We start from the raw sequence: 14,311 nt of genomic DNA on the forward strand, positions 1-14,311 counted from the left end.
CTCAGCCCGGGGCGTTCACCATCGAGGCGGCGGCGTAGGTGAGGTAGTTCCACAGGGTGCGCTCGTGTTCCTCGGAGAGGTCGAGGTCGTCGACGGCGTCGCGCATGTGCTTCAGCCAGGCGTCGTGGGCGGCGCGGTCGACGGTGAAGGGGGCGTGCCGCATGCGGAGCCGGGGGTGGCCCCGGTTCTCGCTGTACGTGGTGGGACCACCCCAGTACTGGATCAGGAACAGGGTGAGGCGGTCCTCGGCGGGGCCCAGGTCCTCCTCGGGATACATGGGCCGCAGGATCGGGTCCTCGGCGACACCCTCGTAGAAACGGCGCACGAGGCGCCGGAAGGTCTCCTCGCCACCGACCTGCTCGTAGAAGGTCTGCTCCTGAAGCGTGCCGCGCCGAATCTCATTCACGCTCCCCATGGTCTCAGACGTGGCGGCGGAGGTCTTGAGGCTTAGGACCATCCCGAAAGGGCGCGGACCGGCTGATTCCGGTCCGAAGTGCCGGGGTGCTCGCCTCCGGGGGCGTCCGGCCGCACAGTGGAGGTATGGGCACGCACACTGTGGACCACGATGTGGAACGCCTCGCCGCCGAGGCCCGATCGGCGCTGGTGCGGGAGATCGAGGCGAGCGGGGCGTGGGACGCCGACCCTCAGTGGCGGAAGGCGTTCGAGAGCGTCCCCAGGCATCTCTTCGTCCCGTACTACTTCGTGGGTGCCCTGGGCGGCTTCGAGCGGCTGTGGGGCGAGGAACGCGACCCCAGGCGGCGGGAGCGCTGGGTGCGGGGCGCGTACGCGGACACGCCGCTCGCCACGCGGGTGCGGGACGGGGAGCTGATCTCCTCCAGCAGCCAGCCGTCGCTGATGGCGAAGATGCTGGCCGAGCTGGAGGTGGAGGACGGTGACCGGGTGCTGGAGATCGGCGCCGGCACCGGATACAACGCCGCCCTGCTCGCGCACCGGCTCGGGGACGACCGGGTCACGACCGTCGATCTGGACGCCGACATCACCGAGGCGGCGCGCAGGCACCTGGACGCCGCCGGTTACCACCCGACCGTCGTCACCGGGGACGGCGCGCGCGGAGTGCCCGAGCGGGCGCCGTACGACCGGATCATCGCGACTTGCACGCTGCACTCGATCCCGCGCGCCTGGCTCGCCCAGTGCACCCCCGGCGCGCGCATCCTGACGCCGCTGGCCACGGGGCTGGTGCGGCTTCGGGTCGAGGACGCCGAGACCGCGGAGGGGCGTTTCCTGCACACCTCCGCGTACTTCGTGCCCCTGCGCGGCAGCAGTGAGCCGGAAGCGGTCCATCCGCATCTGGGCGGCCTGCCGCACCGGGCCAGGGACCACGAGCTCTTCCGGTTCCTGCTGGCTCTCACGGCGGCCAGCCTCGACCCGCACGAGGCACTCGCCCTGTGGCAGCGCGAGGGGATGCCGTCCCGCGAGCGGTACGGCATCACGGTGCGCGGCGACCGTGCCTGGGCCTGGCTGGACGACCCGGAGGGTCCGTACGCCTGGCCGCTGCCCTGAGCCGTCTGCGCCGGCCCGGCGCAGACGGCTCAGGGCCGACCGAAGTGTCCGGTCGGCCCTGGGCGGTGTCGCACTGCCGGTGGGGCGGGTCAGCCCCGGCGGATCGTGATCGTCGTCCACGCGCCCACGTGGACCCGGTCCCCGTCCTGGAGGGGGACCGGGACGAAGGGCTGGATGGGGTCCTCGGAACCGTTGACCGTGGTGCCGTTCGTGGAGTTCTGGTCGACGACCGCCCAGCTGCCGTCGGACTGCTGCACCAGTACCGCGTGCTGGTGGGAGACGCCCGGGTCCTCCGGCGGCACCGAGAGATCGATGTCGGGGGTGTCGCCGGTGGAGTGGCGGCGCCGTCCGATGGTGATCTGGTTGCCGGTGAGGGCGCGCCGCTGCTCCGGGGAGTACGCGGGCAGGTTCAGGCCCGCGGCCTCCGGGCCCGAGCGCTGCATCATCGCCATGAAGTAGTCGCGGTCGGGGCCGATGGTCGCGCTCCAGGTCGCCGGCGCCTGCTGATACGCGGGGCCGGGCGGGGCCTGGGTGGCACCGGGCTGCGGATAGCCGTAGCCACCCGGACGGGCACCTGCGCCACCGGGACCGCCAGGCCCACCCGCACCGCCGGGGCCGCCGGATCCGCCCGGGCCGGTCGACGGCGGGGAGATCACCCAGTCGTCGTCACCGCCGAACGAGGGGCCGCCGCCGGAACCCGGGCCGCCGGGCTGAGGGCGCCGGGTCTCCTGCGGGAAGGCGGGCGGAGTGGTGGCTCCTGCCTGCTGGAACGCCTGCGGCGCGCCGCCGCCGGGACCATCACCGGGGCCCTGACCGCCACCGGGACCCTGACCACCCGGGCCGCCAGGGAAACCGGAGGCGCCAGGTCCGCCAGGTCCACCGGGGCCGCCGGGGCCACCCGGCGTGGGCCCGGGCGGCGGCGGAACCGGTCGTGAGGGGCGCCGCCGAAGCCGGAGGGCCCGGGACGGGAGGGATCGCCGCCGAAGCCCGAGGGGCCGGGCCGGGAGGTCACCACCGAAGGCCGAGGCCCCGGGGCGTGACGGGTCCCCGCCGAACGCGGACGGACCGCCCTGCCCCGGACCGCCCTGGCCGGGACCCGGCTGGCCCGAAGGTCCGCCGCCGAACCCGGAGGGACCTCCCGGCCCCGACGGGCCACCGGGGCCGCCAGGACCACCGGGACCACCCGGGCGTCCGGGGCCACCGGGACCCTGACCGGCGTGCCCGCCGTGTCCGCCCTGGCCCGACGGCTCGCCGCCGAACGGCGGTCCCGGCGGGATCGGCTCGGCGGGACGGTTCACCTGGGAGGGGCGGGAGCTCTGGTAGTCGTACCCGTCACCGCCGCCGTAGGAGGGCGGAGGCGGCTGCTGGAAGCGGAGCGCCGGATTCCCGCCGGCGCCGGGACCGGGGCCACCAGGACCCGGGGGCCTCGGGGCGGCAGGCGTGTACGTCGTCGCCGTGTTGGTCAGGAAGTTCCACCGGCACTCCTCGCAGAAGGGCGCGCCGCCCTCGCGGGGCGTGCGGCACTGCGGGCAGAGTTCCGGCTCGGCGGCGAGGTGCGGGCGTCCACCGGGACCCCCTGGGCCCCCTGGACCGCCAGGTCCCGGGCCGCCGGGACCCCCGGGCCGCCCGCGCCGGGAGGCGGGGAGGAGCCGGGCGGCGGGTAACCGTAACCGGCGCCCGGGGGCGGCGGTGGAGGCGGCGGGGGTACGGCACCGGCCATACGGTGACCGCAGACCTCGCACCAGTCGTCGGAACCCGACTGGTGTCCGTTCGGGCAGGTCGGCATGTCGGCGCTTCCCCCTCTCCTTTCCGGCCTCACGGCCGGTTCCTGTGGCCACGACGGGCCGGTGTGGCCGCTTCCGTCCGGATCCCCGGTGGGGGAGCCAGGCTCTGTGCAGCGGTGTTTCCGGGTGTTTCCTGTTTGCTTGCAGCTACTTCTTTACACGAACAGTCTTTGTCGACCGTGTCTCGAGAGTCATCTCGTCGGCCTCCGTGACCTTCGCCTTCAGTCGCACAGTACCTGTCGCCGCGTCGACCACGTCCACCACCTTCGCAAGCAGTTTGGCAGTATCCGCGTTCCCCGAGGCGCTGGCGAGCTGAACGGCCCGCCCCAGCTTGGCCGTTGCTCCGTCGAAATCGCCGGATTTACGGGCATCCAGACCTTGCTGGATGACTTGTGCCAGTTCGGCCTGACCCGTGTAGTGCGCGACCTGGGGGTTGATCGACGTGGACGCGACCATGTCGTCGGTCCACACGGCCTTCACCAGGCCCTGGGCGCCGAGGTTCTGTGCGCTGCCGTCCGACTGCGGGATGACGAGGGAGACCCGGGCGGCCAGCATCTCCTGGCCCAGGTCGGCGGCCGGGACCTCGACGCACACGTGGTAGTCGCGGGACTCGTCCCCCCATGAGCCGGTCGGGTAGTCCCCGGCGCGCGGTCCCGCCTCGGTGCGACGGTCGGTCAACTCCTCGACCGTGGGTGCCACTTGCTTCACGAACTTGATCTTCGTCCCGACCGGGGTCCAGACCCGGAGGGCGACGTCGGCGACCTCCTTGCCCATGGCCGCCTCCATCATCTGTGTGAAGTCCGCGGACAGGGCGGCCGGGTCGGCCACGATGTCAGCGGTGCCGAGCAGTGCGGAGGCGATGGCCGTGACCTCTTTCACTTCCCAGTCGGTGCCCACTCCACGCGCGTCACACGTGAACCGTCCGGCACAGGCGTCCAACGCGGCCTTCAGATCCTCGGGCGACTCGTGCTCGTTGCGGCCGTCGGTGAGCAGGATGCCGTGACGGATGGCGACGTCCGCCGAGGCGAGCAGCCGGTCGGCGAGCTTCAGCCAGGTGCCGATGGCGGTGCCGCCGCCCGCGCTGAGCCTGCGCAGAGCCTGCTTGGCCTGGTCCCGGGTGGCGGAGTCGGCCACCGCGAGTCGGCCGCCGCCGGGGTAGACCTCCCGGGCCACGTGCGTGCCGTCGATCACCGCGAAGTGGACGCCGTCGCGCAGGGTGTCGATCGCGGCGGCCGTGGCGTCCCGGGCGTTGCGCATCTTGGTCGGCGGGTAGTCCATCGACCCCGAGCAGTCGACCATGAGCGCCACGGCGGCGGAGGGCCCCTGCCCGGGCGAGTACAGGTGCGGCGCGGCGACCGCGCTGCCGATGGTGCCGCCGCCGGTCGCGCTGACCGTCACGATGGCGTTCACCTCGCGGCCGCCCTCGGGCAGGTACTCGTTCTGGTACACCTCGACCGAGAACTGCGGCACGTTCGACTTCGAGAAATTGGCCATGCCTACTCTGATCCCCCTAGCGGCCCCACAGCACGTGGGGTGATGACTGTGCGTGCCCGTACCCGGACCGGTCCCCTCCGGTCCGTCGGCCCTTCCCGTCCGGCCGCCGGGGCGCCCGCGAACATCCGGCCCGCGAGCACCCTCAGGCCGATCCTGCCCCCTGAGGAGGGGCCGGGAACGGCAGGATCGCCACTGTTACGTTGTCGTGGCCACCCCCGTCGAGAGCGCGGCCCACCAGGACCTGCGCACAGCGCAACGGCCGCTCGGCCGCGTCCAGCGGCACGGCCTCGGCCATCTCCTCGGCGGCCTCGGCGTAGTTCCACAGCCCGTCGGTGCACACCACCACTACACCCGGCCGGTCCGGTTTGAAGGAAGCGGTGTGCGGCTCCAGTTCGTACGCGTCCGCGCCGAGCCAGCCGGTGATCGCGTGGGCGCGCTCGTCGGCGTACGCCTCGGCCTCGTTCATCAGTCCCGCGGACACCATTTGCGCCGCCCATGAGTCGTCCTCGGTGAGCCGGGCCGGGGGCGCGCTGCGGTCCACCGGCACCCAGTAGGCGCGGCTGTCGCCGACCCAGCCGACGACGAGCAGGCTCGGGGTGACGATCGAGCCGACGATGGTGCAGGCCGGCGCGTTCTGGTGCGGGGCATGCTCCTGGGCCGTCTCCGGCTCCTCCGCCAGCGCGTTGACGGCGCTCGCGGCGGCGACGATCGCGTCGTGCATGGCCTGCTGCGGGTGGGTGCCGCGCGGCAGCGACTCCAGGACCGTCTCGCCCGCGGCGCGGGCCGCGGCGAGCGAGGCGTCGTCGGGGCGGGTCGCGGAGGACACGCCGTCGCAGACGATCGCGACGACCGCGGGGGAGCCGTCGGGCAGCGCGGTCGAGGAGATCGCGAACGCGTCCTCGTTGCGGTGGTGGCGCAGGCCCCGGTCGCTGACCGCGGCGACCGCGCCCAACTCCAGTTCCATGTGGTCGCGTTCGCGGGGCTGGGCGTGGCCGCAGTTCTCGCAGTAGCCGTCCCGGTCGACGTGGCCCGCGCGGCAGGCCACGCACACCTTCATACCGGCCGGCGGGGTGGCGAGGTCGGTGGTGCGCGGGTCCGGCGGCTGGGGCGCGGCCAGCGGGTACTCGTCGGGCTCGCGGGGCCGGTCGAACCGTACGCCCCGTCCCGGTCCGGGCAGTTCACCGCCGCCGGAGTCGGTGCCCTGGATGTCGGTGGGGCGGACCACCGGCGGGGGTGTGTCGGTGCTGGGTTCGGAGGCGACGGGCCAGTCCACGGGCGCCGCCTCGTCGGGCGCGGCGCCCGACGTCCCGTTCATGGTGAGGGTCGGCTGGTCCTGCGGCCGTGCGGGGGCCGCCGAGAGGTCATGGCCGCACGCACCGCAGAAGCGGTCGTCCGATGCGAGGGGCCACTCGCAGATCGGGCACTTCGTCAGCGCGGTCGGCTGGGGCATCTGCGACATCAACTACACCCACGTCCGGGGGCGGTAACGGTTGGCACGTTCCACCAGGTCGATCCTCTCCTCGCCGCCTTGGGCGAGCCGGGCCAGTGTGCGGTACGACCGCTCCAGTCCGAAGCGGAGGCCGCGCTCGTCCAGCGTGCTGCCCAGCAGCACCCGCTCGCCGGCCGGGGGGCGGGCGCCCTGGCCTCCGGAGAGTACCCAGTCCAGGGCGCAGCCGAGGACCTCTGTGGACAACTGCTCGCGGCGCACGGCGTCCAGACCGTACCCGCCGAGCGCCTCGACCTGCCCGGCGGCCGCGGTCAGGTCGTCCAGGAAGGCCGTCTCGGGCGAGGCTCCGGTCGGCGCGGCCGCGGAAGGGACGGTTCCGGACGGTCCGGCCCCGGTCGGGACGGCTCCGGACGCTCCGGCCGCAGTCGGGACGGTTCCGGACGGGTCGGCCCCGGGAGACGTGGTCCCGGCCGTCGCGGTCCCCGGGGTGGCGGCCCCCGCCGTCCCGGTTCCGCCCGTCCCGATGTCGCCCGATCCGGTTCCGCCCGCCCCGGCTCCCGCTCCGAGCGTCGCCTCGGCGCGGTGTCTGAGGCGGGCCCGTACGGCGGCGACCCGGGCGGCGGTGTAGTGGATCGACGCCTCCGGTACGGACTCCAGGGTCCGCACGGCGTTCTGCCGGTCCCCGGCGGTCAGCCGTACCCGGGCGAGCCCGAACGCGGCGCTCACGAAGCTGGGGTCGGTCGTCCACACCAGGCGGTAGTACTCGGCGGCGTTGTCCAACTGCCCCAGTACCTCGGCGCACAGGCCGAGGGCCAGCTTGGGGGCCGGCTCGCCCGGGAAGGCGTCGTAGATCGCGTCGAAGGACAGCGCGGCGTTCTCGTGGTCGCCGGTGGCGAGCGCGGCCACGCCCCGGTACCAGACGACCCGCCAGTCGTCGGGGTGGTCCCGCTCCAAGGCGTCCAGGGTGGCCAGGGCGATCGTGAACTCGGCCATCTCCAGCCGGGCCCGCAGCTCGCGCAGCCGCAGCTCCAGCGAGCCGCTGGGGGCCGCGTGCAGCGCCGTGATCAGCTCGGTCGGGGCGGAGGTCATCAGTCCCGCCAGGAACCCGGCGTTCGGGTCCCCCGGGTCCACGCGCGGCACGGGCAGCGCGAGGGCCGCGGCGGCGGTGTCGAGCTGCCGGGTGAGCCGGGCGGGGACGGCCGCGCCGCCGGTCAGCAGGGCGGGCGTACCGGAAGGCGAACCGCCGTTCCCGGCAAGGGAACCGGAAGGCGAACCGCCGTTCTTCCTGGTGACCTTGTCGCGCCGCACCCCCAGCCTGGACACGTCCCCGTCGAGCTTCGTGAACAACTCCGTGTCCGTGACCCGTACCTCAGGCCCGAAGATCGTCGACAGGGCGGGCCGGGCCCGGCCCGTCTGGAGGGAGACGACCTCCCGCAGCACACCCGTCAGCTGCTCCGACATCTCCTGCGCGGAGGCGAACCGGCGGGCCGGGTCGGGGTCGGTGGCACGTACCAGCAGCCGGTAGAAGGACTCGTACTGACGGAAGACCTCGATGTTGTCGGGGTCGGGCAGGGAGTCCACGAACACGTTCGTGTAGCCCTGGAAGTCGAAGGTGAGGACCGCCAGCGTGCGGGCGACCGTGTACAGGTCGGAGGCGACCGACGGGCCCACGTCGGCGACCTCGGGAGCCTGGTAGCCGACCGTGCCGTAGATGGCCGACTCGTCGTCGTCCATCCGGCGCACCGCGCCCATGTCGATCAGCTTGAGCTGGTCCTCGGTCTGGATCGCGTTGTCGACCTTGAAGTCGCAGTACAGCAGGTTCCGGCTGTGCAGGTGCCCGAATGCCTCCAGGGCCTCGATGCCGTACGCGCACGCCTGCTCCACCGGGAGGGGGTCGCGACGCCCGTCCGCCGTGCGGCGGCCGTTGGCGATCTCCTTGAGCGACTTGCCGCCGACGTACTCCATGACGATGTACCCGTCCAGCGAACCGGTGCGCTGGTCGAGGTGCTCGACGAAGTTGTAGATGCGGACGATGTTGGAGTGCTCGATCTCGGCGAGGAAGCGGCGCTCGGAGATCGCTGCGGCCATCGCGTCCTGGTCGCCCGTGTCCAGCAGGCCCTTCAGCACGACCCAGCGGTCCGACACCGCCCGGTCTATGGCCAGATAGATCCAGCCCAGACCGCCGTGCGCGAGACAGCCGACCACCTCGTACTGGCCGCGCACGATGTCGCCCGCGTGCAGTTTCGGCACGAAGGAGTACGGGTGGCCGCACTTGGTGCAGAAGCCCTCCGTGCGCCCGGGCCGGTCACCGCGCGACCGGCCGACCGGGGCCCCGCAGTCGGAGCGCGAGCAGAACCGCTTCCGCTCGGGCACCTCGGCGGTCTCCAGCACCATCGAACGCGGGTCGGGACGCGGCACGTCCGGGACCTGGACGAGACCCACGCCGAGCCGCGCCCGCCCCGAGGTGCCGGAGGTCTTGCCGGAGCTGCGCACCGACACCGAACGGCCCGTCGACCGCCCCGACAGGGCACGGGAGAGCCGCCCGGAGACCGAGCGCCGGGACTGCGAGGAGCGCCCGGACGTGCGCGAGGAGCGCGAGCTGCCGGAACCGGAGCCGCGCGAGCCCCGCCCGCCCCCGGTGATGCCGGTGGGCGGGGAGTTGACCATGCCGCTCGCCGAGACGACCGGCGCGAGACCGCACTCGTCGCAGTACAGCTCGCCGCCGCCCACGTCCTCGTACGCACCCGAGCACCCGGGCCGCTGGCACGACTGCCGCGGCGTCTCCTCACCCGCCGGGGTCTCCTGCGTCTGACTCACGACTGCTCCTCCCTCCGGTCCTGCGGCGCACGTGGGACCGGCACCGACTGGCCCAGCAGTTCGGTGGCCGCCTGCTGGTAGCGCAGCACCGCCATCTCGGCGACCCGCAGGTCGCACGGGGCGCTCCACAGCATGCGGCGCGCCGCGTCGTACCGCTCCACCAGCAGCGAGTCCTCCGCGAAGCCGTGCCGCGCGACCTTCGCCCTGTACGCGTCGAGGCGGCCGCGCAGCTCCGCGCGGACCGCCAGCGGCGCGGTGACCGCCGTCAACGACTCGCGGGCCCGCAGCAGTTCGTCGTCCGCCTTCTGCTCCAACGACTCCAGGAGCGGGGAGAGCCGGTGCCACTGCGCGTGTCTGCGGTACTCGGCCGCCATCGCCAACTGCTCCTGCAGCACCGTCGGCGGGCCGCTCACCACGGGCACCTCCGTCGCGGCGATCTTCGCCAGCACCTCACCGCGCGCGCTGCGCGCCTCGGCCAGCGTGCGGTCCGCACGGCTGAGGACGTCCCGCAGCTTCACCAGCCGGGCCTCCGCGTCCTGCCGGACCGTCAGCACGGCCTCGATCTCCCGCCGCACGTCCTCCAGGGCCCGTGCCTCACGGTCGTACGTGGAGGTGTCCGGGCGGCCGCCACCGGGCGCCGAACTGCCCGGCGCGGGCACCCAGAAGGCCAGCGGGTCCGAGACGACCTGCTCACGGAGCCGGGTCAGGGTGCGGGTGATCCGCTCCAGGTCGTCCCCGGCCGGATGCTCGCCGGGGCGTACGCCCACGGAGTGCGCGAGCTGACGGGTGCGCTGGAGCTCGGCGGCCAGTAGATCGATTCTGGCGGGCAGCGCGGACCACACCGCGTCGGCGGCCACGACCATGTCCAGCGAGGACGCGTACAGGTCGTTCATCCGGTCCACGAGCGTGACCAGCGAGAACTGTTCGCTGAGCCGGTTCGTGCCCTGCAGTGTCGGCGCGTTCGCCATCGCCGTCGCGGAGCCGGCGACCGTGACCGCCTCGCCGCGCAGCAGTTCGGTCAGCTCCACCAGGTCCTCACGGCTGGACCAGCGGCGCCGCGAACGGATCTGCCGGGCGTTGTGCAACGCGTCCGTGTACGCGTCGAAGTACGCCCACAGCAGCGTGATCGACGCGTCCGCGGCGGTCCAGCGCTCCTTGGTGACGCCGGTCAGCTCGGCGCCTTCGAGCAGTCTGCGGCCCGCGTGGTCCTGGAGGGCGAGCAGCGAGGTCTCGATGGCCTCGTGCTCCGCGCCGAGCCGCGCGAGCGCACGGTCCACCTCGTCCCGGTCCATCACCGGCCCGGTGGATCCCGCGACGCCCATCGATCACCTCTCGCTGCTGTCGGTGTCCGTCAGTTGAATGCGGTCCTCGTACGTCGGTCCCGGTACGTCAGTCTCTGTACTGCTGGGGTGCGGGTGGCTTGGACCGCGCCAGGTCCGGCCCGAGGGTCTCGGACAACCACTTGTCGTAGGAGTCCTGCCAGCCGTCCTTGAGGTAGTCCACCAGCACCTGATTGACCCGGCGTACCAGATCCGTGTCCTCCTGGTTCATCGCCACGCCGTAGTACTCGGTGGTGAACGGCTCGCCCACCAGCTTCACGGTCGGATCCTGCGCCGCCTGGCTCGCGGCGAGGGCGCCGTCGGTGACCACGGCGTCGACCTGGCCGAGCTGGAGCCTTACCAGGCAGTCGAGTTGATTGGGAACGGTCAGGGAGATGTCGGTGGAGTCGGGCAGCTTCCCCGATCCCTTCCCCGCCTTCAGGGTGGACCAGGCGGTGGAAGTGTCCGCCGTGCAGATCTTCTTGTCCGCCAGCGTCTCGCCGTAGCCCTTGATCGTCGAGGACTTGGGGGCCAGGATCTGCTGCCCGGTCTTGAAGTACGGCTGGGAGAAGGCGACATCCCGCATGCGGTCACAGCTGATCGTCATCGTGCGGACCACCATGTCGACCTCCCCCTCCTGGAGCGCGGGGATGCGTCGGCTGGTGGGAATCGCCTTGAACCGCACCTTCTCCCGGTCGCCGAGTATCTCCTCGGCGATGCGGTGGGCGATGTCGATGTCGAAGCCCTCCAGTCGGGCGTCGTCGTTCGTGCTGTTCGGGTCGCGGTAGCCCCAGCGATAGCTGTTCTGGTCGACGCCGACCGTGATGTAGTCGTTCTTCTCGATGCGCTCGATCGCCTTGTCGGACGCGTCGGAGGAGGGCCGCAGGCTCTTGTTCTCCGGATCCTTCATGGTCTTGCAGTCGTCGGCCCGCACCTGTGTACCCCGGGCCATGCCCTGACCCCCGGTGCCCGTCCCGCCGTCGCTGCGGGTGCTCTTCACCGGCAGCACCAGGGCGAAGACCAGGGTCAGGGCGCAGAGGACCGCCATCGCGCCCACGCCGCCCCAACCACTGAGGCCGGCCCGCAGGCGCCGTACCGCACGTGTCGCGAGCCCTTCCACCGTGCCTCCTCCCGCCGCCGTCACCGGTACTCCGAAAGCCTGCGTCCGATGCCCAGCACCGCGCCCGCCGCTCCCAGCACGGCCAGTACGGCTGCGCCCACCGGGAGCCCGAGCATGGCGGCACGGCCACTTCGGGCAGCGGTCTCGAACTCGTCCTTCTCGTAGGCGCTCGCGAGGCCCAGATTCGTGTCGACCTGGTCGAAGCACTGTCCTGTCGGCCTGTCACCGTCCGGGCAGTCGTCCGTGGCCTTGCCGCCGATCACCTGGTCCCGAGCGCACTGGTAGTCGCCCCTGTCGTCGGCGTCGCGGGCCTTGCCGTGCCGCGCCTTCCACTCCTCCATGGCGAGGCCCGCGGCCCGCACGGGCTTCGCACCGCCGCTGTCGTCGGCCAGCCGCTCGGCGGCGGCCAACCGGTCCTCCAGGTTGCGCATTTCCTTCTTGAAGTTGTGGTCGAACTCGTCCACGCTCGTCTCCTCGCCGTCGACCGTGATCTTGATCGACTGAGCACCCCGGCTGATCAGCGTCAGGTTCTCGTTGCCCCGGGCGGTGAGGGAGGCGATGCGGGCGTCGTTGAGGACGGTCAGCGACCGTACGCCGTGTTCGTAGGAGTCGTTCAGCCCCGCACGGGCGAGGGTGTGGCCCCCGGCCAGCCACAGCAGGACCACGGTGGAGGCGGCAGTCGCCGCGACCAGGCCGTGGTTCAACACCCGGTTGGTACGCCGGTAGTTGCGCCGCTGGGCCCAGACGAGGCCGCCGATGGCGAGGGCGCCGAGGCCGAGCGCGGCCCACGGATACGCCGTGGCGTCCGCGTAGTCGTCGCGGAGCCGCTCGTTCTCGTTGTCGTAGATGCTCTGTGCCTCGCCGAGCATGTTCTGCATCTTGTCGTTCGCGTAGCGCAGATAGGCGCCGCCCAGCGGGTAGCCCAGCCGGTTGTTGGCGCGGGCCCGCTCCACCAGGCCCTTGTACTCGGGCAGCAGGGCGTTGAGCTTGGCGATGCGCTGCTCGGAGTCGGAGCCGGACTCCGACGCGGTCGCGGCGAAGGCCAGGTTCCTCGCGGCGTTCCCCATCTCCCGCTCGTACACCTCGCGCGACTCCGCGGTCTCCTGCCCACCCGCGAGAAACCCGCTGGACGCCGCCGTGTTGGCGGCGGCCAGGGAACTGTAGATCTCCGCCGCCGCCGAGCTGAGCGGCTGGCTGCCGTGGAGGACGTCGTCGGCGGCGGCCGCGCGGTCGTTCATCTGCCAGGCGGTGACCGAGCCGAACGCGACGACCAGGAGGGCGAGGACGGCGCCGATGATGCGCAGCCGGCCGGGCTCGGTCGTCGCGGCCGCGCGCAGTTGGTCGACGCCCTCGGCGAACGCCGTCCGGCGCGGCGGCCCGCCGTCCGGGGCCGGGGACGGCGCGGGGGACCTCGGTACGGGTGCGGCCTGCGACGGCACGGCGGGGCCCGGGCCCGTGGGTGGTGCCGTCGGTGCCGCGCTGCCCTCCGGCGTGAATGTCACCTGACCTCCCCCTGGTCATCCGTCCATCGCTTCCGCCCGCTCGCGCGGGCAGAGGTGCACGGCCGCAAGTATCGCCGTCGGGACTGACGACGCACAGACCTTGACTCGATCTTGTTCCCCGATCGTGTCCGTAGGCACCGTGCGGGTCGAATTCCGGCGCAGCACAAGGCTTCCCGCACCACCCCTGCCCATGAATACGCGGTTGGTTCGGGTTCGGTTCCCTGGGGATTCGAACGCGTTCGAGGGGAGATCCTGGGTGGCGCGGGGGCGGGGTCAGCCTCTTTCGTAGTGCGCCCGCACGCGCGCGTGCGCGGCGCGCGGCGCGCCCACGTGGTCGAGGCCGAGCAGCGCCGCGCCCAGCACCGGGGCGGCCGTGACCACCCGGGGGACGGCCTTGGGCGCGGCGGCGGCCAGCGCCTCGCGGATCCGGGCGTCGAGGAGGGGATGCCGGGCGGCGAGGACCCCGCCGCCGAGGAGGACGGGGGTCTCCTCACCGAGGAGGTGCAGGCGGGTCAGGGCGACCGTCGCCATGGCCACCACCTCCTCGGCCATCCGGTCCACCAGCGCGCGGGCCACCGGGTCGCCGCCGGTCGCCGTGGCGAAGAGGACCGGGGTCAGCTCGTGCCGGCGGACGGCCGGGATGTGCCCCAGGTGCAGGGCCTCGATCAGGGCGTACATGGAGTCCAGGCCGAAGTGCGCGGGCAGCGTGCCGGCGAGTGCCGTGGGGCCGCCCCGGCCGTCCTCGGCGCGCGCCGCGTGCCACATCGCCTCCTCGGCGAGACCCCAACCGCCGCCCCAGTCACCGGAGACGCGCCCCAGCGCCGGGAAGCGGGCGGTGCGGCCGTCGGGGCGCATGCCGACGCAGTTCACGCCGGCACCGCACACCACCGCCACGCCCCGGGGCTCGGCCACACCGGCCCGCAGGATCGCGAACGTGTCGTTGCGGACCTCGACGGTCGTGCCCCACGCGCGCGTGCGCAACTCCGCCGCCAGGCCCTCCTCCTCCACGGGGAAGTCGGCGTTCGCGAGGCAGGCCGAGACATGGTCGACCGAGGCCACCCCGGCCTCGGCGAAGGCCCGCCGTACGACCTCCGCGAGGCCGTCGACCGCTGTGGTCACCCCGACCGTCGGCGGCTGGAATCCCCCGCCGCGCGCCGCGCCCAGCACCTCTCCGTCGGCCGCGATGACGGCGACATCGGTCTTGCTGTTGCCCGCGTCGACGGCGAGCACACTGCCGGATCCGGCGCCATGCCCGCGCACGCCCGCGCCCGAATCGGCCTGGGCACCCGCGGTCGACCCCTCGCGCA

General features: G+C 73.1%; 9 protein-coding genes and 1 pseudogene. 1 reads left to right on the forward strand and 9 read right to left on the reverse strand.

Going from position 1 to position 14,311, the window contains the following annotated elements:
* Position 1 precedes the first annotated feature (1 nt).
* Positions 2-415, reverse strand: coding sequence for a globin (locus E4N62_RS02105; RefSeq protein ID WP_184893993.1), 414 nt, complete (start codon positions 413-415; stop codon positions 2-4).
* Between the two features lie 125 nt (positions 416-540).
* On the opposite strand from E4N62_RS02105, the gene E4N62_RS02110 reads away from it, so the two are divergent.
* On the forward strand, positions 541-1,521 hold the full coding sequence (locus E4N62_RS02110; protein ID WP_230211671.1) for a methyltransferase domain-containing protein: 981 nt from the start codon (positions 541-543) through the stop codon (positions 1,519-1,521).
* Between the two features lie 89 nt (positions 1,522-1,610).
* On the opposite strand, the pseudogene E4N62_RS49220 reads toward E4N62_RS02110, so the two are convergent.
* From E4N62_RS49220 to E4N62_RS02155, 8 genes and pseudogenes are all read right to left on the reverse strand, one after another.
* A pseudogene (locus E4N62_RS49220) lies at positions 1,611-3,307 on the reverse strand (FHA domain-containing protein).
* Positions 3,308-3,452: 145 nt separating this feature from the next.
* The gene (locus E4N62_RS02125) at positions 3,453-4,799 is read right to left on the reverse strand and encodes a VWA domain-containing protein (protein ID WP_230211672.1); all 1,347 of its coding nucleotides are present in this window, start codon (positions 4,797-4,799) and stop codon (positions 3,453-3,455) included.
* Positions 4,800-4,941: 142 nt separating this feature from the next.
* Complete coding sequence (locus E4N62_RS02130) at positions 4,942-6,261, reverse strand: PP2C family serine/threonine-protein phosphatase (RefSeq protein ID WP_230211673.1); 1,320 nt, start codon at positions 6,259-6,261, stop codon at positions 4,942-4,944.
* The gene (locus E4N62_RS02135) at positions 6,262-9,063 is read right to left on the reverse strand and encodes a serine/threonine-protein kinase (protein ID WP_230211674.1); all 2,802 of its coding nucleotides are present in this window, start codon (positions 9,061-9,063) and stop codon (positions 6,262-6,264) included.
* Positions 9,060-10,385 carry a hypothetical protein gene (locus E4N62_RS02140; RefSeq protein WP_230211675.1) on the reverse strand — a complete coding sequence of 442 codons (1,326 nt, stop codon included), beginning with the start codon at positions 10,383-10,385 and terminating at the stop codon, positions 9,060-9,062. Before E4N62_RS02140 ends, E4N62_RS02135 begins: the two co-directional genes overlap by 4 nt.
* Before the next feature lie 67 nt (positions 10,386-10,452).
* Entirely contained in the window at positions 10,453-11,502 is a 1,050-nt protein-coding gene (locus E4N62_RS02145; protein ID WP_230211676.1) for a glutamate ABC transporter substrate-binding protein, read from the reverse strand.
* Between the two features lie 20 nt (positions 11,503-11,522).
* Positions 11,523-13,004 carry a hypothetical protein gene (locus E4N62_RS02150; RefSeq protein ID WP_230211677.1) on the reverse strand — a complete coding sequence of 494 codons (1,482 nt, stop codon included), beginning with the start codon at positions 13,002-13,004 and terminating at the stop codon, positions 11,523-11,525.
* A gap of 273 nt (positions 13,005-13,277) precedes the next feature.
* On the reverse strand, positions 13,278-14,234 hold the full coding sequence (locus E4N62_RS02155; protein WP_230212391.1) for a BadF/BadG/BcrA/BcrD ATPase family protein: 957 nt from the start codon (positions 14,232-14,234) through the stop codon (positions 13,278-13,280).
* Positions 14,235-14,311 lie beyond the last annotated feature (77 nt).

The organism is Streptomyces sp. MNU76 (assembly GCF_020982545.1).
Lineage (GTDB): Bacteria > Actinomycetota > Actinomycetes > Streptomycetales > Streptomycetaceae > Streptomyces.